Origin of the sequence: Kribbella sp. NPDC026611, assembly GCF_040638345.1 — a bacterium.
In the GTDB taxonomy this organism is placed as follows: domain Bacteria; phylum Actinomycetota; class Actinomycetes; order Propionibacteriales; family Kribbellaceae; genus Kribbella.
Genome location: NZ_JBEZYC010000006.1, coordinates 228,616 through 247,366, shown reverse-complemented (window position 1 = coordinate 247,366; position 18,751 = coordinate 228,616). Strand labels below are relative to the sequence as shown.

Annotated in this window: 18 protein-coding genes; 11 read left to right on the top strand and 7 right to left on the bottom strand. The window is 69.0% G+C overall.

What is annotated here, in order from left to right; genetic code table 11:
* Positions 1-2 precede the first annotated feature (2 nt).
* The 4 genes from AB0E69_RS25450 to AB0E69_RS25435 all read right to left on the bottom strand — a co-directional run bounded on the left by AB0E69_RS25450 (position 3) and on the right by AB0E69_RS25435 (position 4,446).
* Entirely contained in the window at positions 3-485 is a 483-nt protein-coding gene (locus AB0E69_RS25450) for a hypothetical protein (RefSeq protein WP_360150818.1), read from the bottom strand.
* Between the two features lie 141 nt (positions 486-626).
* Complete coding sequence (locus AB0E69_RS25445; RefSeq protein WP_360150815.1) at positions 627-2,225, bottom strand: ABC-F family ATP-binding cassette domain-containing protein; 1,599 nt, start codon at positions 2,223-2,225, stop codon at positions 627-629.
* Positions 2,226-2,351: 126 nt separating this feature from the next.
* Positions 2,352-3,728 (bottom strand): HAMP domain-containing sensor histidine kinase, encoded by a 1,377-nt coding sequence (locus tag AB0E69_RS25440; RefSeq protein WP_360150812.1) that lies wholly within the window; start codon positions 3,726-3,728, stop codon positions 2,352-2,354.
* A 34-nt stretch (positions 3,729-3,762) separates the two neighbouring features.
* Positions 3,763-4,446: a response regulator transcription factor gene (locus AB0E69_RS25435; RefSeq protein ID WP_360150809.1), complete on the bottom strand. Its 684-nt coding sequence runs from the start codon at positions 4,444-4,446 to the stop codon at positions 3,763-3,765.
* A 166-nt stretch (positions 4,447-4,612) separates the two neighbouring features.
* Between AB0E69_RS25435 and AB0E69_RS25430 the strand changes: the two genes are divergently transcribed.
* Genes AB0E69_RS25430 through AB0E69_RS25405 form a run of 6 tightly spaced genes read left to right on the top strand, consistent with a single transcriptional unit; the run spans position 4,613 to position 10,497 of the window.
* Positions 4,613-6,409, top strand: coding sequence for an ABC transporter substrate-binding protein (locus tag AB0E69_RS25430; RefSeq protein ID WP_360150806.1), 1,797 nt, complete (start codon positions 4,613-4,615; stop codon positions 6,407-6,409).
* A gap of 5 nt (positions 6,410-6,414) precedes the next feature.
* Entirely contained in the window at positions 6,415-7,395 is a 981-nt protein-coding gene (locus AB0E69_RS25425; RefSeq protein WP_360150803.1) for an ABC transporter ATP-binding protein, read from the top strand.
* Positions 7,392-8,405, top strand: a complete 1,014-nt coding sequence (locus AB0E69_RS25420; RefSeq protein WP_360150800.1) for an oligopeptide/dipeptide ABC transporter ATP-binding protein — start codon at positions 7,392-7,394, stop codon at positions 8,403-8,405. Before AB0E69_RS25425 ends, AB0E69_RS25420 begins: the two co-directional genes overlap by 4 nt.
* Positions 8,402-9,328, top strand: coding sequence for an ABC transporter permease (locus AB0E69_RS25415; RefSeq protein ID WP_360150797.1), 927 nt, complete (start codon positions 8,402-8,404; stop codon positions 9,326-9,328). The genes AB0E69_RS25420 and AB0E69_RS25415 overlap by 4 nt, the downstream gene beginning before the upstream one ends.
* A gap of 1 nt (position 9,329) precedes the next feature.
* Positions 9,330-10,289 (top strand): ABC transporter permease, encoded by a 960-nt coding sequence (locus AB0E69_RS25410; RefSeq protein WP_360150794.1) that lies wholly within the window; start codon positions 9,330-9,332, stop codon positions 10,287-10,289.
* A 25-nt stretch (positions 10,290-10,314) separates the two neighbouring features.
* On the top strand, positions 10,315-10,497 hold the full coding sequence (locus AB0E69_RS25405; protein WP_360150791.1) for a hypothetical protein: 183 nt from the start codon (positions 10,315-10,317) through the stop codon (positions 10,495-10,497).
* On the opposite strand, the gene AB0E69_RS25400 is transcribed toward AB0E69_RS25405, so the two are convergent.
* Positions 10,494-11,528 carry a hypothetical protein gene (locus tag AB0E69_RS25400; RefSeq protein WP_360150788.1) on the bottom strand — a complete coding sequence of 345 codons (1,035 nt, stop codon included), beginning with the start codon at positions 11,526-11,528 and terminating at the stop codon, positions 10,494-10,496. The two genes, AB0E69_RS25405 and AB0E69_RS25400, sit on opposite strands and share 4 nt — an antisense overlap.
* A gap of 61 nt (positions 11,529-11,589) precedes the next feature.
* Here AB0E69_RS25400 and AB0E69_RS25395 point away from each other — a divergent pair, with 61 nt between their 5' ends.
* A complete protein-coding gene (locus AB0E69_RS25395) occupies positions 11,590-12,582 on the top strand; it encodes a 2-dehydropantoate 2-reductase (protein ID WP_360150785.1) in 993 nt (330 codons plus the stop codon).
* Here the strand turns inward: AB0E69_RS25395 and AB0E69_RS25390 are convergent.
* A complete protein-coding gene (locus AB0E69_RS25390; RefSeq protein WP_360150782.1) occupies positions 12,547-13,455 on the bottom strand; it encodes a GNAT family N-acetyltransferase in 909 nt (302 codons plus the stop codon). The genes AB0E69_RS25395 and AB0E69_RS25390 overlap by 36 nt on opposite strands.
* 80 nt (positions 13,456-13,535) lie before the next feature.
* Between AB0E69_RS25390 and AB0E69_RS25385 the strand changes: the two genes are divergently transcribed.
* Positions 13,536-14,402, top strand: a complete 867-nt coding sequence (locus AB0E69_RS25385; protein ID WP_360150779.1) for an NAD(P)/FAD-dependent oxidoreductase — start codon at positions 13,536-13,538, stop codon at positions 14,400-14,402.
* Here the strand turns inward: AB0E69_RS25385 and idi are convergent.
* On the bottom strand, positions 14,379-14,945 hold the full coding sequence (idi, locus tag AB0E69_RS25380) for an isopentenyl-diphosphate Delta-isomerase (protein WP_360150776.1): 567 nt from the start codon (positions 14,943-14,945) through the stop codon (positions 14,379-14,381). The two genes, AB0E69_RS25385 and idi, sit on opposite strands and share 24 nt — an antisense overlap.
* 217 nt (positions 14,946-15,162) lie before the next feature.
* On the opposite strand from idi, the gene tyrS reads away from it, so the two are divergent.
* From tyrS to AB0E69_RS25365, 3 genes are all read left to right on the top strand, one after another.
* Positions 15,163-16,356 carry a tyrosine--tRNA ligase gene (tyrS, locus tag AB0E69_RS25375; RefSeq protein WP_360150773.1) on the top strand — a complete coding sequence of 398 codons (1,194 nt, stop codon included), beginning with the start codon at positions 15,163-15,165 and terminating at the stop codon, positions 16,354-16,356.
* Positions 16,357-16,358: 2 nt separating this feature from the next.
* Positions 16,359-17,591: an aminoglycoside phosphotransferase family protein gene (locus tag AB0E69_RS25370; RefSeq protein WP_360150770.1), complete on the top strand. Its 1,233-nt coding sequence runs from the start codon at positions 16,359-16,361 to the stop codon at positions 17,589-17,591.
* A gap of 62 nt (positions 17,592-17,653) precedes the next feature.
* Positions 17,654-18,475, top strand: a complete 822-nt coding sequence (locus AB0E69_RS25365) for an NAD(P)H-binding protein (RefSeq protein WP_360150767.1) — start codon at positions 17,654-17,656, stop codon at positions 18,473-18,475.
* Positions 18,476-18,751: the final 276 nt, after the last annotated feature.

Sequence of the window (18,751 nt, the reverse complement as noted above, 5' to 3'; positions counted from 1 at the left end):
CATCATGCCCGCTGACTGGCGAGCGGGGCGTGCATCGCGAGCGAGCGGCGGTAGATCATCAGGTTCTGCGAGCCGATGGTGAGACCGATGGTCAGCGCCAGCACGCTCTGGCTGAAGTGGCTGTGTGGGAAGAGCGCGGCCGAGCCGAACGCCGCGGCGACGCGCAGCCCGATCGTCACCAGCCAAAGGCAGAGGGTCGCGGCGGTGCCCTTCTGGTACAGGCCCTGCGGGGTCTGGGTGAGGCGGACGCTCGCACCGCGGGCGAAGCCGAGCCCGACGAGCACGACCGCGTCGAGTGCGAAGAGCCCCAGCTCGCCGGCGGAGACGCCCTTGACGGCGGTGGTCAGGCTGAAGACACCAACGCCGAGCAGGATCGCGGGCATCACAACGAGCGACTTCTGGGTGACGAGCGAACCGGTCACCTGCCGGCCGATGACGCGCACCAGAACCAGCACTCCGATGAGGATTCCAATGATGGCCGACATGTCCGGTTGTCCTTTCCGAGGGGGTTGTTCCTGTTGGTCACAACCCTCCTCGGAAAGAACCGCGCGAACGTCAGCCCGGAGTTGAGGCTCGGGTGGAAACCGCACCTCAACCCACAGGTGGACCCCACCCCGGCGCGGTGGTCAGGCCAGCGAGACCAGGTCGAGGTACTCGTCGGACCAGAGGTCCTCGGTGGCGTCCGGCAGGATCAGCACCCGGTCCGGGCGGAGCGCCTCGATCGCACCCTCGTCGTGGGTGACCATCACGATCGCGCCCGGGTAGCTGCCGACCGCGCCGAGCACCTCGTCCCGGGAGGCGGGGTCGAGGTTGTTGGTCGGCTCGTCCAGGAGCAGCACGTTGGCGCCGGAGTGGACCAGCCCGGCCAGCGCGAGGCGGGTCTTCTCGCCGCCGGACAGGACGTGCGCCGGCTTGTCCGCGTCGTCACCGCTGAACAGGAACGAGCCGAGCACGTTGCGTACCTCGCCGTCGGTCAGGCCTGGCGCGACCGCCGCCAGGTTCTGCCGGACGGTGCCGGCGAGATCCAGCGTGTCGTGTTCCTGGGCGAAGTATCCGAGCCGCAGGCCGTGGCCGGGGATGACCTCGCCGGCGTCCGGCTGCTCCCGGCCCGCGAGGAGCCGGAGCAGGGTGGTCTTGCCGGCGCCGTTCAGGCCGAGGATCACGACACGGCTGCCGCGGTCGATGGCGAGATCCACGCCGTTGAGCACCTGCAGACCGCCGTACGCCTTCTTCAGACCGACGGCCGCGAGCGGAGTCTTGCCGGACGGGACCGGGTCGGGCAGGCGGATCTTGGCGATCCGGGCCGCCCGGCGTACGGGTTCGAGGCCGGTGAGGAGCTTGTCGGCGCGGCGGGCCATGTTCTTGGCCGCCTGGGCCGTGCCGGCGCTGGCCTGCATCCTGGCCGCCTGGGACTGCAGTGCGGACGCCTTGCGTTCGGCGATGGCGCGTTCGCGCCGCCGGCGGCGCTCGTCGAGCTCCAGCTGGGTCAGGTACTTCGTCCAGCCGGTGTTGTGCAGGTCGATCGTGGCGCGCTGCGGGTCCAGGTGGAACACCCGGTTGACCGTTGCCTTGAGCAACTCCCGGTCGTGGCTGATGACGATCAGGCCGCCGGGGTACGACAGCAGGAACTGCCGCAGCCAGACGACCGAGTCGGCGTCGAGGTGGTTGGTCGGCTCGTCGAGCAGCAGCGTGTCGTGCTGCGCGAACAGGATCCGGGCCAGCTCGACCCGTCGGCGCTGACCGCCGGACAGGTGCCCGACCGGTTGCTCGAGCGCACGGTTGGGCAGGCCGACGCCCGCTGCCAGCCTGGCCGCTTCCGCCTCGGCCGCGTAACCGCCGCCGGCCTGGAAGGTGGCTTCGGCACGCGCGTACGCCGCCATCGCCTTCTCCTGCTGGTCGCCGACCGCCGTACTCATCGCGGTCTCGGCCTTGCGCAGCTCCCGCACCGCGACATCCAGCCCGCGCGCGGACAGGATGCGGTCGGTGACGGTGATTGCCGGATCGGCCGCCCGCGGATCCTGCGGCAGGTAGCCGACCGAGCCGGTCGCGCTGATCGAGCCCGTCGCGGGGTGAAGCTCACCCGCGATCGTGCGCATCAACGTCGTCTTGCCGGCGCCGTTACGACCGACCAGCCCGACCCGATCCCCCGGGCCGACCGTGAACGAAACATCCCCCAGCAGAAGCTGAGCGCCGACGCGAATCTCTACACCGCGAACGGTGATCATAATGGTTACTCTCCGTGAAATAGCTAGTGGACACACCTCACCTGCAGAAGCGGGTGCGCCGGCTAGACACAGAGGCAAGTAGCCATGTCCCCAGGGTAGACGGACAGTCCGAGCCCGTCAGCCGAATTACTTGGCGGGGAGCTCGACGGTGAAGCGGGCGCCGCCCTGGGGGCTGGTGGCGACGTGGATCGTGCCTTGGTGCCATTGGACGTGGCGGGCGACGATGGCCAGACCCAGGCCTACTCCTCGGCCCCGGCCGGACGTTTCGCCGCGTCCGAAGCGCTCGAAGATCCTGCTGCGGTCTTCCACGGCGATACCAGGGCCGGCGTCGTCGACCGTGATGATGACCCCGAGGCCACCGGGTTCGACGCCGACGCCTTTGCAGCCGCCGGCGTGGTCCTCGGCGTTCTCCACCAGGTTGGCGACCACCCGTTCCAGCCGGCGCTTGTCGGCCTGGAGCATCAGGAACTCGGCGCGCGGAGCAACCGTCGTGATCGGCCGCCCGGCGGTCGCGTCGGCCGCGGCCCGGACGAGGTCGGCGATGACGACGATCTCGCGGCTCCCCCGGTCGCCACCGTCGTCCCGCGAGATCTCCAGCAGGTCGATCACCAACCGCCGGAACCGATCCAGGTCGTCCCCGAGCAGTTCCACCGGCTCCCGCACCGCGGCCGGCAGCTCGGCACGATGGTTCTGGATCAGCTGCATCGAGTTCAGCATCGTCATCAACGGCGTCCGCAGCTCGTGACTCACGTCCCCGGCGAACCGCGCGTCCGCCGCCACCCGCCGCTCGAGGTCGGCCGCCGTCTGGTTGAACGACCGCGCCAACCCGCCAAGGTCCCGATCGCTCTCGGCCGCCTGCAGCCGGGCATCCAGCTTCCCGCGCGCGACGTCGTCCGCGACCCGCGTGAGCTCCGCCAGCGGTCGCAGCGCCAGCGTGCTCGCCAACCGCCCGACCGCGAGCCCGACCAGCGCGGTCGCGATCGCCGCGCCCACCAGCGTGATCTTCAACGTCTCCAGCGTGTTGTCCAGCGCCGTCAGCGGATGCCACTCGAAGAACGCATCACCAAGGCGTCCCGGCACCGGTACGCCGACCGCCAGAACCGGCTGCCCACCCACCTCGATCCGGCGCTGCATGACGTTCCCACCCAGCGCCCCTTGGATCAGGTCCGGCGGCATGTCGTTCGGCTGCCCGCTCGCGCCGTACCAGTGGTCCTCGAAGTACACCATCGAGGCGGCCGCGTCCGTGGACGGCAGGCTGTTCAGCACGTTCTGTACGGAGACCCCCGGCAGCAGCGACGGAGTCACGCACTCGACCCGCTCCCGCGCCGGCATACACGGCTGCGGTGCGCCGTACAGCCCGTAGCGCAAGGCCGCAGCGTTGTCCGACGTCACGGTCACCGCGGAGGTCTCGCGCTGCGAGGTGAGGTAGTCCGAGACCACGCTCCACGTCACGATCGCCAGCACCGACGACAGACCCAGCGCGAGCAGGCCGTACGCCACCATCACGCGACTCCGCAGGCTGAACCGGCCGAGCAAGTCAGCTCACCAGTCGGTAGCCCAGGCCGCGGGCGGTGACGAGATGCTTGGGACTGGCCGGGTCGCGCTCGATCTTCAGCCGGAGCCGCCGGATGTGGACGTCGACGATCCGGCTGTCCCCGAAGTACCCGTAGCCCCAGACCTTGGAGAGCAGCTGCTCGCGGCTGAGCACCTTGCCCTCGGCACCGGCCAGCTCGGCGAGCAGCTTGAACTCGGTCCGGGTCAGCGGCAGCACCTCTCCGTCCCGCGTCACCTCCGCTCCCGGCAGGTCGACGTGCAGGTCCCCGACCTCGAGTACGTCGGACTGCCGCGCGTTGGCCGGCTCGACCCGCCGCAGCAACGCCCGGATCCGCGCCGACAGCTCCTTGGCGACCAGCGGCTTGGTCACGTAGTCGTCCGCGCCGGCCTCGAGCCCGGCGACCACGTCGTGGCTGTCGGTCCGCGCGGTCACCATGATCACCGGTACGTCGCTGGTCCGCCGGATCTCTCGGCAGACCGTGAAACCGTCCCGGTCCGGGAGCATCAGGTCGAGCAGGACCACGTCCGGCGGCTCGCGCCGGAGCGCTGTGAGGGCGTCGTACCCGTTCGCCGCCTCGGCCACCTGGTAGCCCTCGTCCTCCAGGGCAAGCCGCAGTACCCGCCGGATGCGCGGCTCGTCGTCGACCAGCAGCAGGCTGTGTGCCACGGACCCAGTGTCGCTCACGTCCGGCTCGCACGGCGGTAACGGCCGTCATGAATCCGTCATGTTCGCGCGGGCGCCGGTTGACAAGCTCTTGACGGTTCCGTGACGCCGGTTCCGGCCAGGCCCGCAGGTCCTAACTTCGGGCTCATCGAGTCCCGGAGGAGGACCAATGGCCAGAAGACGGCTGGCGGCAGTATCCCTTGCCGCCGTGGCGAGCATCGCGCTCGCCGCTTGCAGCAACGGCGGCACCGGAGCAACGCCGGGATCCGGCAGCAGCGAGGGTACGCCGGTGACCGGCGGCACCCTGAACATGCTCGGGGCCGGTGACGTGGACTACATGGACCCGAACATCAGCTACTACTCGGTGGGCTACCTGAACCTGCGGATGTGGAGCCGGCAGCTGTTCACCTACCCGGCCGACCCGGGCGGCAAGAACACCGCGCCGGTCGCGGACCTGGCCAGCGACATCCCGACCGCCGCGAACGGCGGGATCAGCGCGGACGGCAAGACGTACACGATCAAGATCCGGCCGGGCGCCAAGTGGGACACCTCGCCGGCCCGGCAGGTGACCGCCGCGGACCTCGTGCGCGGCGTGAAGCGGACCGCGAACCCGGTCCAGCCGTTCGGCGGCATCCCCGACTTCGCCAATCTGATCGAGGGCTACAAGGCCTTCGCCGACGGCTTCACCAAGGTGCCGAAGACGGTCGCCGGGATCCAGGCGTACATCGACAAGACCCCGCTGCCGGGCGTCGAGGCCAAGGACGACAGCACGGTCGTCTTCCACCTCACCCAGCGCGCGTCGTACTTCGTCGACATGCTGACGCTGCCCGCCTTCTCCGCCGCACCGGTCGAGTCGCTCAAGTACCTCCCGGCGAGCACCGAGCTCGGTAACCACTTCCCGTCCGACGGCCCGTACAAGATCGACTCGTGGGTGCCGACCAAGTCGATCAACTTCTCCCGCAACCCGGCCTGGGACGCGGCCTCGGACCCGGTCCGCAAGGCGTACGTCGACAAGATCGTGGTGAACGAGACGGTCACGCAGGACTCGGCCCAGCAGCAGCTGCAGACCGGGACGGCGGCCGCCGACATGGAGTTCGACCTCGCGCCACCGCCCTCGCAGCTGCCCGCGCTGCAGGCGAAGAAGGACCCGAACCTGACCATCGGCGACACCGCCAGCTCGAACCCGTACGTCATCTACAACACGGTCTCGCCGAACAACAACAAGGCGCTGCAGAACCCGAAGGTGCGGCAGGCGATCAACTTCGCGATCAATCGCGACCACATCCTGCAGGTGCTCGGCGGCAAGACACTGAACCCGCCGCTCACGCACGTACTGCCCGAGGTGATCGTCGGCTCCAAGCAGATCGACCCGTACCCGTACAACCCGGACAAGGCCAAGCAGCTGCTCCAGGAGGCCGGCTTCCCGAACCTCACGCTCAAGTTCCTGTACCGGAACGCGAGCGAGGGCAGCAGCAAGAGCTTCCAGACGATCCAGCAGGACCTGTCCAAGGTCGGGATCACGGTCACCGGCGTACCGTCGCCGAACGCGGACTTCTACGTGAAGTACCTGCAGGTGCCCGACGTCGCCAAGCGCGGGGTCTGGGACATCTCGCTGGCCGGCTGGGGCGCCGACTGGTACGGCAACGCGGCGCTGTCCTTCTTCAACCCGCTGTTCTCCGGTGAGCCGTCGTTCCCGCCGATCGGCAGCAACTTCGGGCTCTACAACGACCCGGAGACGAACAACCTGATCACCCAGGCCGCGACCGCGCAAACCCAGGACCAGGCCGCCGACCTGTGGGCCAAGGCCGACGCCCGGGTGATGGACCAGGCGCCGTTCTACCCGCTGACCAACGGCAAGCAGGCGAACTATCGCGCCGCGCAGGTGCACAACGCGGTCTACGTCCCGTCGATGCAGAACTACGACCCGACGAACGTGTGGCTGTCCAAGGACAAGCAGGGCGGATAACGAGCATGGCCCTGCTTGAGGTAAGAGACCTGCGGGTCTCCTTCGACACCCCGGACGGCACCGTCCGCGCCGTCCGGGGGCTGTCGTTCGACGTGGAAGCCGGCCAGACCCTCGCCGTGGTGGGCGAGTCCGGGTCCGGCAAGAGCGTCTCCACCCAGACCATCACCGGCCTCACCCGCGGCGCCAAGGTGTCGGGTACGGCGTACTTCGACGGGACGGACCTGATCTCGGCGGACCAGGCCACGCTCCGCCGGCTGCGCGGGGCCCGGATCGGCATGATCTTCCAGGACCCGCTCTCGAGCCTGCACCCGCAGTACCGGATCGGCTGGCAGATCGTCGAGATGATCCGTGCCCACGACACCGTGATCAGCAAGCAGGCGGCCCGGAAACGGGCCACCGACCTGCTCACGCTGGTCGGGATCCCGCGCGCCGCGGAGCGGATCGACGACTACCCGCACCAGTTCTCCGGCGGCATGCGGCAACGGGTGATGATCGCGATGGCGATGGCGCTCGACCCGGCCCTGCTGATCGCGGACGAGCCGACCACCGCGCTCGACGTGACCGTGCAGGCCCAGGTGCTGAACGTGATGCGCCGGCTCCAGGAACAGTTCGGTACCGCGATCATCCTGATCACCCACGACCTGGGCGTGGTGGCCGAGATGGCCGACGAGGTGGTGGTGATGTACGCCGGGGCGGTGATGGAACGCGCGCCGCGCCGGGACATCTTCTACCGCAACCATCACCCGTACACGCAGGGTCTGCTGGCGTCGCTGCCGGCGCGCAGTGGTGACCGGCTGACGCCGATCGCGGGGTCGCCGCCCAGCCTGATCAGCCTGCCCAAGGGGTGCCCGTTCGCGGCCCGCTGCCCGCATGTGTTCGACAAGTGCCGGACCGAGGCGCCGCCGTTGACCGACGTCGCCCGCGACCCCAGGCACCAGTCGGCCTGCTGGCTGCCGCACGAGAACAAAGAGGCGATGGCTTCATGAGCGATGTGCTGTTGAGCGTGGCGGACGTCCGCAAGGAGTTCCCCACGCACTCGAAGGAAGTGGTTCAGGCCGTCGCGGGGGTGTCGCTCGAGGTGCACAAGGGCGAGACGCTCGGGCTGGTCGGCGAGACCGGCTGCGGCAAGTCGACGCTGGCCCGGTGCATGGCCCACCTGTACGACGTGACATCCGGGTCGGTGACTTTCGAAGGCAAGGACATCACCGCGCTGTCGCGCCGGGCGATGCGACCGATACGCCGCGACATCCAGGTGATCTTCCAGGACCCGTACGGCTCGCTGAACCCGCGCCGCCGAGTCGGGTCGATCATCGGGGACCCGTTCGCGATCCACAACATCGCGTCCGGCGCCGAGCGGAAGAAGAAGGTCCAGGAGCTGATGGAGCTGGTCGGGCTGAACCCCGAGCACTACAACCGGTTCCCGGCCGAGTTCAGTGGTGGCCAGCGGCAACGGATCGGCGTGGCCCGGGCGCTCGCGCTGCGGCCGAAGCTGGTGATCTGCGACGAGCCGGTGTCGGCGCTGGACGTGTCGATCCAGGCGCAGATCATCAACCTGCTGGCGGACCTGCAGCAGGAGTTCGACCTGACGTATGTCTTCATCTCGCACGACCTGTCCGTGGTCCGGCACGTGAGCAACCGGATCGCAGTGATGTACCTGGGCAAGATCGTCGAGCTCGCGCCGACGAGCGAGCTGTTCGGGGAGACCCGGCACCCGTACACGCGGGCGCTGCTGTCCGCGCTGCCGGTGGCGGACCCGGATACCGCGGACAGTCGGGAGCAGATCATCCTCGGCGGCGACATCCCGGCCGCGACGAACCCGCCGGAGGGGTGCAGGTTCCACACGCGGTGCCCGAAGGCGCGGACCGACTGCGTCGCCGGCGAGCCGCCGCTGGTCGCCGTACTGGATGACACCTACGAGCACCGGACGGCATGCTTCCATCCGTTGACGCTGGGCGAGGACCTGTCCACCGCCGTACCTGATCTGCAGGCGTCATGAGTACCGCCATCGAGCTGGTCGACGTCCTCGACGAGCCGCGGGCGATCGAGGGCCGCAGCCCGTTCGTGCTGGCGATCCGGCGGTTGCGCAAGGACAAGGTCGCGATGATCTCGCTGGCCGTGATCGTGCTGATCGTGCTGATGGCGATCTTCGCGCCGGTGTTCACCGCGATCACCGGGCACCCGCCGAACGAGCAGTACCGCGACATCGGGCTGACGCCGGACGGGTTGCCGCGCGGGCCGAACGGGACGTTCTGGCTCGGCACCGACGACCTCGGCCGGGACGTGCTGGTCCGGATCGCGTACGGCGCGCGGGTGTCGCTGCTGGTCGGCGTGATCGCGACCGCGATCACGGTCGTGATCGGCGTCGTGCTGGGGCTTGCCGCGGGGTTCCTCGGGGGGATCACCGACACGGTCCTGGCGCGGCTGATCGACGTCGTCCTGTCGGTGCCGTTCCTGCTGGTCGCGATCGCGCTGGTCTCCGTCACGGGCCCGAGCCTGACCGTGACGGTGCTGGTCATCGGGTGCTTCAGCTGGGCTTCGGTCGCCCGGATCGTCCGGGGCCAGGTGCTGTCCCTGCGCGAACGCGAGTTCGTCGAGGCGGCCCGGTCGCTCGGGGCCAACGACACCCGGATCATGTTCGTCGACATCCTGCCGAACGTGATCGCTCCGGTGATCGTCTACACCACGCTGCTGATCCCGGTGGTGATCGTGACCCAGGCGACGCTGTCGTTCCTCGGGCTCGGCCTGCCGCCGCCCACGGCCGACTGGGGCGGGATGATCAGTTCCTCGCAGAACTACTACACGACCGCGTGGTGGTTCATCCTCTTCCCCGGTCTGGCGCTGCTCACCACCACGCTCGCGTTCAACCTGTTCGGTGACGGGGTCCGGGACGCGTTCGACCCCCGCGCGGATCGGAGCTGAGATGGGACTGTTCCTGGTACGCCGGATCGGGCACGGGATCCTGGTCCTGTGGCTGATCACGGTCGCGGTGTTCGCGCTGTTCTTCGTTGCGCCGAGCAACGTCGCGCAGACGCTGGCCGGCCGGCAGGCCACGCCGGAGACGATCGCGCTGATCAAGCACCGGCTCGGTCTCGACCTCCCGGTCTGGAAGCAGTACCTGAACTTCCTCGGGGACGCGGCCAAGGGCAACCTCGGGTACGACTACTACCACCAGGTGCCGGTGACGAAGATCATCGCGCAGGCGCTGCCGATCACGGTCTCGCTCGCGCTCGGCGCCGCCGTACTGTGGCTGCTGCTCGGGGTGTTCAACGGGGTCGTCTCGGCGACGCACCCGCGGTCGGTGGCGGACCGTGGGCTGACGTTGTTCGCGCTGTTCTTCTACTCGTTCCCGTCGTTCCTGCTCGGGTTGCTGCTGCTGTACTTCCTGTACTTCCGGCTCACGCTGACCGGGTACCACTGGTTCCCGGCGGGAGGGTACTCGCCCCTGACCGGTGGGGTCGGGCCGTGGTTCCAGCACCTGCTGCTGCCGTGGGTGGCGCTGGCTTTGTTGCTTGCGGCAACATATACCCGGCTGACCCGCGGATCGATGCTGGATGTGCTGGGCGAGGACTATATCCGGACGGCCCGCTCGAAGGGGATCCGGGAGAGCCGGGTCATCGTCCGGCACGGGCTGCGGAGTGCGCTGACGCCGGTGGTGACGCAGTTCGGTATCGACCTCGGGCAGCTGATCGGCGGTGTCGTGGTGACGGAGACGGTGTTCAGTCTGCCGGGGCTCGGTCAGACGGCGGTGACGGCGATCAACCAGCAGGACCTGCCGGTGATCATCGGGATCGTGCTGTTCGCGTCGGCCGCCGTCGTGGTGGCGAACATCCTGGTCGACATCGCGTACGCCGTACTCGATCCACGAGTGCGTTTGCATTAGCCCCCGGGCTTTGTAGGGTCTGCTGGTGCTCTCGGACCTGACTGATCGCGGCGTCGTCCTCCTGGGCGACGCCGCGGACCCATCCGCCCTGCACTGCGCGTTTCGCTCGGCCTTCCCCACCACCCCGGCCCACTGGTCCAACACACCGGCCTCCCACCGGTTCACCGGCCCGCCCTTGTTCTTCGCGTTTCGGGAGCTGCGGCTCTAGAGCGTATCGCGGCGGAACGCGGCGGCAGCGGCGCGGACGGTCGGGTCGGGGTCCGTCGTGCGGAGACGCTCGACGAGGGCGAGCAGAGACGGCCAGCGGAGGTACCCGACGGCGTCGACCACTGCGCGGCGAGTGGCTGGATCCGCGTCGGCGGCGGTCAGGACGAAGTCGCCTTCCACGTTCGGATGCGGAGTGCGGGGCGCCGCGAGCGCCACGCGCAGCAGGGCGGTCCGGCGGTCCGGTCCCGGCGGCGCGACCGCCAGCGCGGTCAGCGCCTCAGCCAACGACCACGAGCCGAGCAGACCGAGGGCCTGGTACTCGATCAGCACCGCGTCCGGACCCTGCACGATCAGGTACGGCAGCCCGGTCGGGTGCGTCGTGACGTGGCGGATGCTGGTTTCCAGGTCGCTCGTCGACCAGGTGTCGAGCTCACCGTTCTGCCGCGGTACCCAGTCCAGCTCGGCGGCCGCGCGCTCGATCTCGTCCCGGCTGACCCCGGATCTCAACACCACCCGGCGCGCCGTCTCCAGGATCCAGCCCGTGGCGGCGAGGGCCTCGACGGTAGCCGTCCGAACGATCCGGCTCTCATGGCCCGCGTAGAGCAGGAGCGTCCCGACGTCTTCCTCGCGCGGCTCGAGCGGAGCGCCGAGGCCGAGCATGATCAGAGCGGTCGTCAGCTCGCTGAACCGGTGGTCGGTGTAGCCCGGGCGCTCGATGTCGCGGCCCTGGCCGGTGGGGTCCGCGGCCAGGACGCGGTCGCGGAGCTCGTCCGGTGGGCGGATCAGACCCTGGAAGTCCTGATCGACCTGGTCGGCGAGATCCTCGGCGGTGGTTGGGTCTGGAGCGACCACGTACACGAAGCAGATGCCGTTGGTCGCGTGCTCGGAGTACACGAGCGTCGCGTCCGCGGTGATCTTCCACGACGACTCGTCGAGCGACGTCCAGCGCCGGGCTTCGGCGTACTCGGCGAAGTCTCCGCGGAGCGGAACGTCGTACAGCACGCGTCGACGGCTGCGCGCGGCGTGGATCACTTGGCGGAGGTTAGTCGCGGTCGGGTGCACTAGGTTGGTTTGGTCCAGCTAGGAGGTCTTGGTGCGGATAGTCGTGTACGGGGCTGGTGGGATCGGCTGTTACGTCGGTGGACGGCTGGCTGCGGCCGGGACGTCGGTGACGTTCGTCGGGCGGCAGCGGGTTGCGGACGAGTTGGCTGTGCACGGTTTGCGGCTCACGGACTATCGCGGCGCCGACCTGCGCGTGCCGGAGGTGCGTGTCGAGACCACTCCGGCGGCGGCTGCGGAGGCCGACCTCGTGTTGGTGACCGTGAAGTCGGCGGCGACCGGGACCGCAGCTGCCGAGCTCGCGGGCGTGCTCAAGCCGGGCGCGGTGGTGGTCAGCTTTCAGAACGGGCTTCGCAACGGTGAGGTGTTGAAGGCGCGGCTTGGTGAGCAGACGGTGGTCACCGGGATGGTGCCGTTCAACGTGCTCAACCGGGGCGAAGGCGTGTTCCACCAGGGCACGGAGGGTGCGCTCGACGTACAGCGGGACGCGGCGCTGACGCCGTACCTGGACGCGTTCGCTGCCGCCGGGCTGCCGTTGACGCAGCATGACGACATCGTGCCGGTGCAGTGGGCGAAGCTGCTGCTCAACCTCAACAACCCGATCAATGCGCTGTCCAACCTGCCGTTGCGCGACGAGCTGTCGCAGCGGGCGTATCGGCAGTGCCTCGCGTTGGCGCAGGCTGAAACGCTGAAGCTGCTGGACGCGGCCGGGATTGAGCCGGCCCAGCTCCTCGCGATCCCGATGCACCGGTTCCCGATGGTCCTCCGGCTGCCGGATTTTCTGTTCCGGCGGGTCGCGGGGAAGGTGCTGGCCGTGGATCCGCTCGCCCGCACGTCGATGTGGGAGGACCTCGAGGCCGGCCGCGCCACCGAGATCGACTACCTCAACGGCGAGGTCGTCCGGCTCGCCGACTCACTCGGGCGTTCAGCGCCGGTCAACAGGCGATTGGTCGAACTCATCCGGGCGGCCGAGACCGCGCGTCGGGCGTGGTCAGGACCCGGGCTGCTCCGGGAACTTCAGCGGTAGCTCCGCGCGGACGTTGACGCTCACGATGCCGTAGGTGAAGCCGAGGTGCTCGTTGAGACGGCGCATGTTCGCGTTGCCTTCCTGGGTCCACGTGTAGATCTCGGTGATCCCGTGCTCGGCGGCCCAGGCCATGCTCGTCCGCTTGAGGGTCGAGCCAACAGCCTTGCCGCGCCACTCCCGCCGTACCCCGGTGTAGGCGACCTCGGCCCGCTCAGGCTTGTCCGTGTCGAGCAGCAGCCCCGCCACGCCGATCACCTGATCGCCGGCGACCGCAACGAACATCGCGGCCGGGTCGTTGATCCAGTCCGTCGCCCACTCCTGCGCCGAGACGTCCATCGGAAACTGCACGTCCATGTCCGGGAACGTCGTCAGCGCGACCTGCTCGTACGCGAGCGGCCACAGCTCGGGGCGCTCCGCGACGCTGACGATCTCGTACTCCGACGGCTTGTCCGGCCACGGCTCCGCGCCGATCCGGCGTACCTGCTCCACCTGCCGACCGGTCTCCACGAACCCGAACCGCCGGGCGAACTCGACCGATCCCTCGTCGTCGACCGTGCAGCCGGCGGCGTGAAAGCCCAGCGCCCCGAGATGGTCCGCGAGCACCTCGAGCAGCCGCGTCCCGACGCCCCGCCGCCGCGCGGCCGGCACGACCCGCGGCGAGATGCCACCACGGCCCGCCTCGTTGGAGCGGTCCGCGAGACCGTGCGCGACGACGACGCCATCGAGCTCGGCCAGCACCAGCAGGCGCTCGGGCGTCTCGAGCTCGCGCAGCTCGGCGACGCTCGGGCAGCGCTCGTGCGGAAGGACGGCAATCCGCACCTGCCGCCACGCCTCGTAGTCCGCGTCGGACTCGACCGTCCAGATCCTGCTCATCTGGTCATTAGGCTGCCGGGGATTGATGTGGGGCCACTGAATTTCATCAGGTGAGACTCCTAGTCTCGTATGATGGTCGTATGGATGTCGCTGTGGTCGGCGGGAGCGTGGCAGGTCTGCAGGCAGCGCTGACGCTGGGACGAGCGCGGCTGCGAGTGGTTCTCTTCGACGACGGGTCGCCACGGAACCTTGCGGCTTCGCATGTCCACAACTACCTTGGCGTCCCCTCCGCGTCGCCGGCTGAGCTGCTGGCGGTCGGCCTGCAACAGCTCCGCGAGTACGACGTCGAGGTACGCCAACTTCGGGTCGACGGGGTGGTGCGGTCGGGCGGTGGGTTTGTGGTTGACGGGGTTGAAGTGCGGGCGGTGGTGTTGGCGACCGGGTTGCGGGACGAACTTCCCGACGTACCGGGTCTTGCGGAGCGTTGGGGGCGGACGGTTGTCGCCTGCCCGCACTGCCACGGGTGGGAGGTGCGGGATCAGCCGCTGGTGCAGCTCGGCCTGCGCGACGACCCCGAGCGTTCGGTAGCTCGAGCCCTCCTCCTCAGCCGTTGGAGCAACCAAGTAACCCTCTGCACCGGCGGCCCCCAACCAGACCTCACTCAACTGACCCGAGCCGGCGTCACAGTCCGCACCGAACCCGTCCTCAAGGTAACCGCCGGCCCCCGAATCCACCTGTCCAACGGAGACGAGCTCAACCCACGCATGGTCTTCGCAACAGTCCGCCAGTCCCAGCAGTCAGACCTTGCCGAGCGGCTGGGCTGCGCGGCGTCCAACGGAGCGGTCGTCACCGACCCTGCCGGCCGCACCACAATCCCCGGCATCTACGCCGCAGGCACCACAACTCACCCCGCCCTCCTGGCCATCGCAGCAGCAGGCCACGCCAGCACAGTCGCAGTCACCGTGCACAGCGATCTCTTGGAGTCAGAGCTGGGCGGCGGGAGGTAGAAGGGCTGGGTCTGCTGTTGGCCAGGTCAAGGGGTTGGGGCCGAGGCGGTCCAGTTCGGCTAGTTGGAGTAGGCACCACGGGGAGAGTGCGGGGAAATCGCGGACCTCGGACCACGGTAGCCAGCGGTAGGACTCGACTTCGGTGGGGTTGGGGGTGGCGTCGCCTGTCCATGGGACGAGGTAGACGGGACAGAGTTCGTTTTCTACTACGCCTGTGGGCATTTCGGCTCGGTAGCGGAACTGTGGGAGGACCAGGTCGACGCGGTCCGCGGTGATGCCCAGTTCGTCGGTGAGGCGGCGGCGTACGGCGTCCTCGAGCGGCTCGTCGGGGAGTGGGTGCCCACAGCAACTGTTGGTCCAGCTGCCCGGCCAGGTGGGTTTGCTGAGGGCACGTTGGGTGATCAGCACCCGCCCGGCGGCATCGACGACATAGCTGGAGAACGCGAGGTGCAGCGGAGTCGTCGCGTGGTGGACTGTCGCCTTCGCCTCGGTCCCGATCGCGCGCCCGGACTCGTCCAGCAGTACCACCAGTTCCTCCGTCACCCTCCGAGGTTAACCCGATTTCGGCAGCGGTCCGGACCTGCTAACCTGGCCGCGTGATCGAGCGCAGCGTGACGTATCGACCGGCTCTGGGAGGAGCCGGCCACTAGCACGCCCGCTGCACCCAGAGCCTCCGAGGCAGGACACCCGTCCTGCCTCTTTTGTTTGCCGGAGGCACTGGCGGACTCACGGGTGCCTCGCCCTGTCCCGAGGAGCACCCATGAACGCGATCATCGACCGATTACGCCGTACCACCGACACCATCGTCGGCGCCGACGACCTCCACGAGCGGCTCGCCTCCGGACGCCCGCTGCGGATCAAGTACGGCGTCGACTGCACCGCCCCCGACCTGCACCTCGGCCACGCCGTCAACCTGTGGATGATGCGCCAGCTCCAGGACCTCGGCCACCAGGTCGTCTTCCTGCTCGGCGACCTCACCACCCGCGTCGGCGACCCCACCGGCCGCTCCGAGACCCGTCCCGTCCTCACCCCGGAGCAGATCGACGCCAACGCTGCGTCCTTCCTCGAGCAGGTGTCGCTCGTCCTGCGCACCGACCCGGCCGTCTTCGAAGTACGCCGGAACTCCGAGTGGTACGACGGGATGCGGATTGCCGAGCTCCTCGGCCTCTTCGCGCACGTCACGCAGGCGCAGCTGATGGGCCGGGACATGTTCCGCGAACGCGTCACCGCCGGCCGGGAGATCGCCGTCCACGAGCTCGTCTACCCGGTCCTGCAGGGCTACGACAGCTTCGCGATGCGGAGCGACCTGACCATCGTCGGGTCCGACCAGCTGTTCAACGAGCAGCTCGGGCGGCACTTCCAGCAGCGGTTGGGCGCGCCGCCGCAGGTGGTGATCACGACGACGATCACGCCGGGCCTCGACGGGCGGGCGAAGCAGTCGAAGTCGCTCAACAACTACATCGGGCTGACGGACAGCCCGGAGGACAAGTTCGGCAAGGTGATGAGCATTCCGGACTCGCTCGTGGAGCAGTACGCGCGCGTCTACACCGAGCTGCCGCTGGACACGGTCGCTGCCCTCGAGGCCGCGGCCGCGACCGGCGGTCCACAGGCGAGGGACGCGAAGTTGCGGCTGGCGGCCGCGGTCGTCACGCGGTACCACGGCGCGGGTACGGCGCGGGAGATGCTGGACGCGTTCCGGCGTACGTTCTCCGACCGAGCGCAACCGGCCGACATACCGGAGCTGACTGTGCCCGCCTCGGCCGGCACGGTGCTGCAAGTTCTGCGCGCGATCCATCCGGCCGCCAGCAACTCCGAGCTGCGTCGCCTGATCGGGCAGGGTGGGGTGACGATCGAGGGCGATCGCTGCGACGATCCCGGAAAAGCCGTGGACCTGACCGAGCCCATGGTGGTGAAGTCAGGAGCCCGCACGTGGCACCGAGTCAGGAGACAGTAAGCGTGGAGACGAAGACAGTCGAGGCGCTGGTGAGCGTCGGCGAGCGGTACGTCGGCCGCGCGCCGGCGTTCGCGGTGGAGCCACCGTGGTGGTCCGAGGTCGAGGCCGTCACTCAGCACCTGGACGCGCTGCTCGGCGTACCGACCGTCGTACTGCGGCTGGTCGACACCACGAGCCCGACCCCGATGCGCGGTGGACGGATCACGTACCACGTTCAGGCGCTGGCCGAGCCGCGCGCCGGCGTACTCGACCCCACGGTGCCGGCTGACTGGGACGCGGTCATCGCTGCACACCCTCTCCGAGCGACCTGGGCCGAGGTCGACGGACCCAGCCGCTTGATCGAGTGGGCGCAGGGGGTTGTGGACCTGCAGTCCCCAACCCAGGTGAAGACCTGGAACCTCTCGTGCCTGATCCGCTTTCCCGAGGCCTGGGCCAAAGCGAACAGCACCTTCAACGCGGTTGATTCGGACGTCATCCACCACGTCCAGCAGTACGACGAGTCGCTCGTACCAGAGGTGCTCGCGACGTCTCCGCAGGACCGCTGGTCCCTACTGGCCCACGTACCCGGCACCGACTGCTGGGAGCCGGACCAGGCGACGGTCGAGGACGTGGTGAGCCGGTGGGTCGGTGTTCAAGCAGCGATGGCACCGGCGGTGCACAGTTTCGCTGCGCCGCAACTGCTACCAAGCGAGCTCGCCGACCAGATCGCCCGGCTCGTGGACAGGTCCGTCACCGGCGACCGCGCTCAGCCCGCGCGCAGGTCCCGCACCCGGGAGCTCGCACCGCAGGTGGCGTTGACCGCGGAGGAGTTGGACGGGCTCGAGCGACTCGTGGCGGGTCTTCCGAAGGTGGTCGACGAGCTCGAGTCGTCCGGGCTTCCAGTAAGTCTTGTGCACGGTGACTTTCACCCCGGGAACTGGCGCTCGGACGGGACGCGGCGGGTGATTGTCGACTGGGCAGACACCTTCGTCGGGCACCCGGCCGTCGATGCGCAGCGACTGCGGGACTTTCTGCCGGCCGAGAAGCGCCAGCACGTCATCGATGTCTGGTCGGCGGCTTGGCAGCGACACGTGCCCGGGTGTCAGCCGGAGCGCGCGTTCGGTCCGATGAAGGTGCTGGGGCCGCTCACCTATGCCCTCATGTACCAGCGGTTTCTGGACAACATCGAGCCGGACGAACGCATCTACCACCGCGACGATCCGGTCACCTGCCTCCGGGCAGCCTTAGTTACCTGAACACGATCGGCAGGCGTTCTCTTGGCAGCCCGAGTAAACCGCGGATGTGCCACAGTGGCCCGGTGACGATCCTGATTACCGGTGCCACCGGAAACGCCGGCGGCGCCGTCGTGCAATCACTCGCGGAACAAGGCATCCCGGGACGCGCTCTGGTCCGCTCCCCGACCGAACTGCCGGCCGGCATCGAGCCCGTGTACGGCGACCTGAACCATCCGGAGACGTTCGCGGACGCCCTGACCGGCGTGACCGGAATCTTCCTGCTGAGCGGATACGACAACCTCGACGTACTGCTCGCGAACGCGGTCCAGGCCGGCGTCCGGAACGTGGTGGTCCTGTCGAGCAGTTCCCTCGACGGCGAACTCACCAACGCCGTCGCCGCCTACCACCACGCCACCGAAGAGGCGGTGAAGGCAACCACAATGGATTGGACCTTCCTCCGCCCGAACTCCTTCATGTCGAACACGCTCCGCTGGCTCGACCAACTACGCGCCGGCGACGAGGTCCGCGTCCAGTTCCCCGACGTACCCATCTCGACCATCCACCCCCGCGACATCGGCGACGTCGCCGTCCGAGCCTTCCAAGGCGCCCACCCTGGAGAGGTACTCCGCCTCACCGGCCCCGAGGCCCTCACCCCGCCCGCCCAGGTCGCGATCCTCGCGGAGGCCCTCAACCGCCCCCTCACGGCATACCCCATGACCCGAGCCGAAACCCACGAAGCCCTCCACTCCTCAATGCCCGAGCCCTACGCAGCCGCCATCGAATCCTTCTTCGGAGACGGCACCGTCGACGAAACCACCGTCACCAACACGGTCGCCACAGTCACCGGCCACCCACCCCGAACCCTCCACCAATGGACCACCGAAAACGCCCCCCTCTTCACCTAACAACCACCCCAACCCGGCACTAGGCACGGCAGCCCCCACGCGGGCTACGCGCCTGCTCCGTCGTCATCGCGCCACGCGTCGCCCACCCACCCTGCTTGTTCGGGGGCGAGCGCCCCGGTGCATCCAGCCGTCGCTCGCGGGTTCGCTCGCTGCGCTCGCGAGGTTACGAGCCGCGCTCGCAGGCTTCCGGCTGGCGCCGAGAGTTAGCGGCTGGCGCCGCGGAGCTGCTCGTTACCACTCGCGATGACTACCTCGGGCGGCCGTCCTCCCTATGCC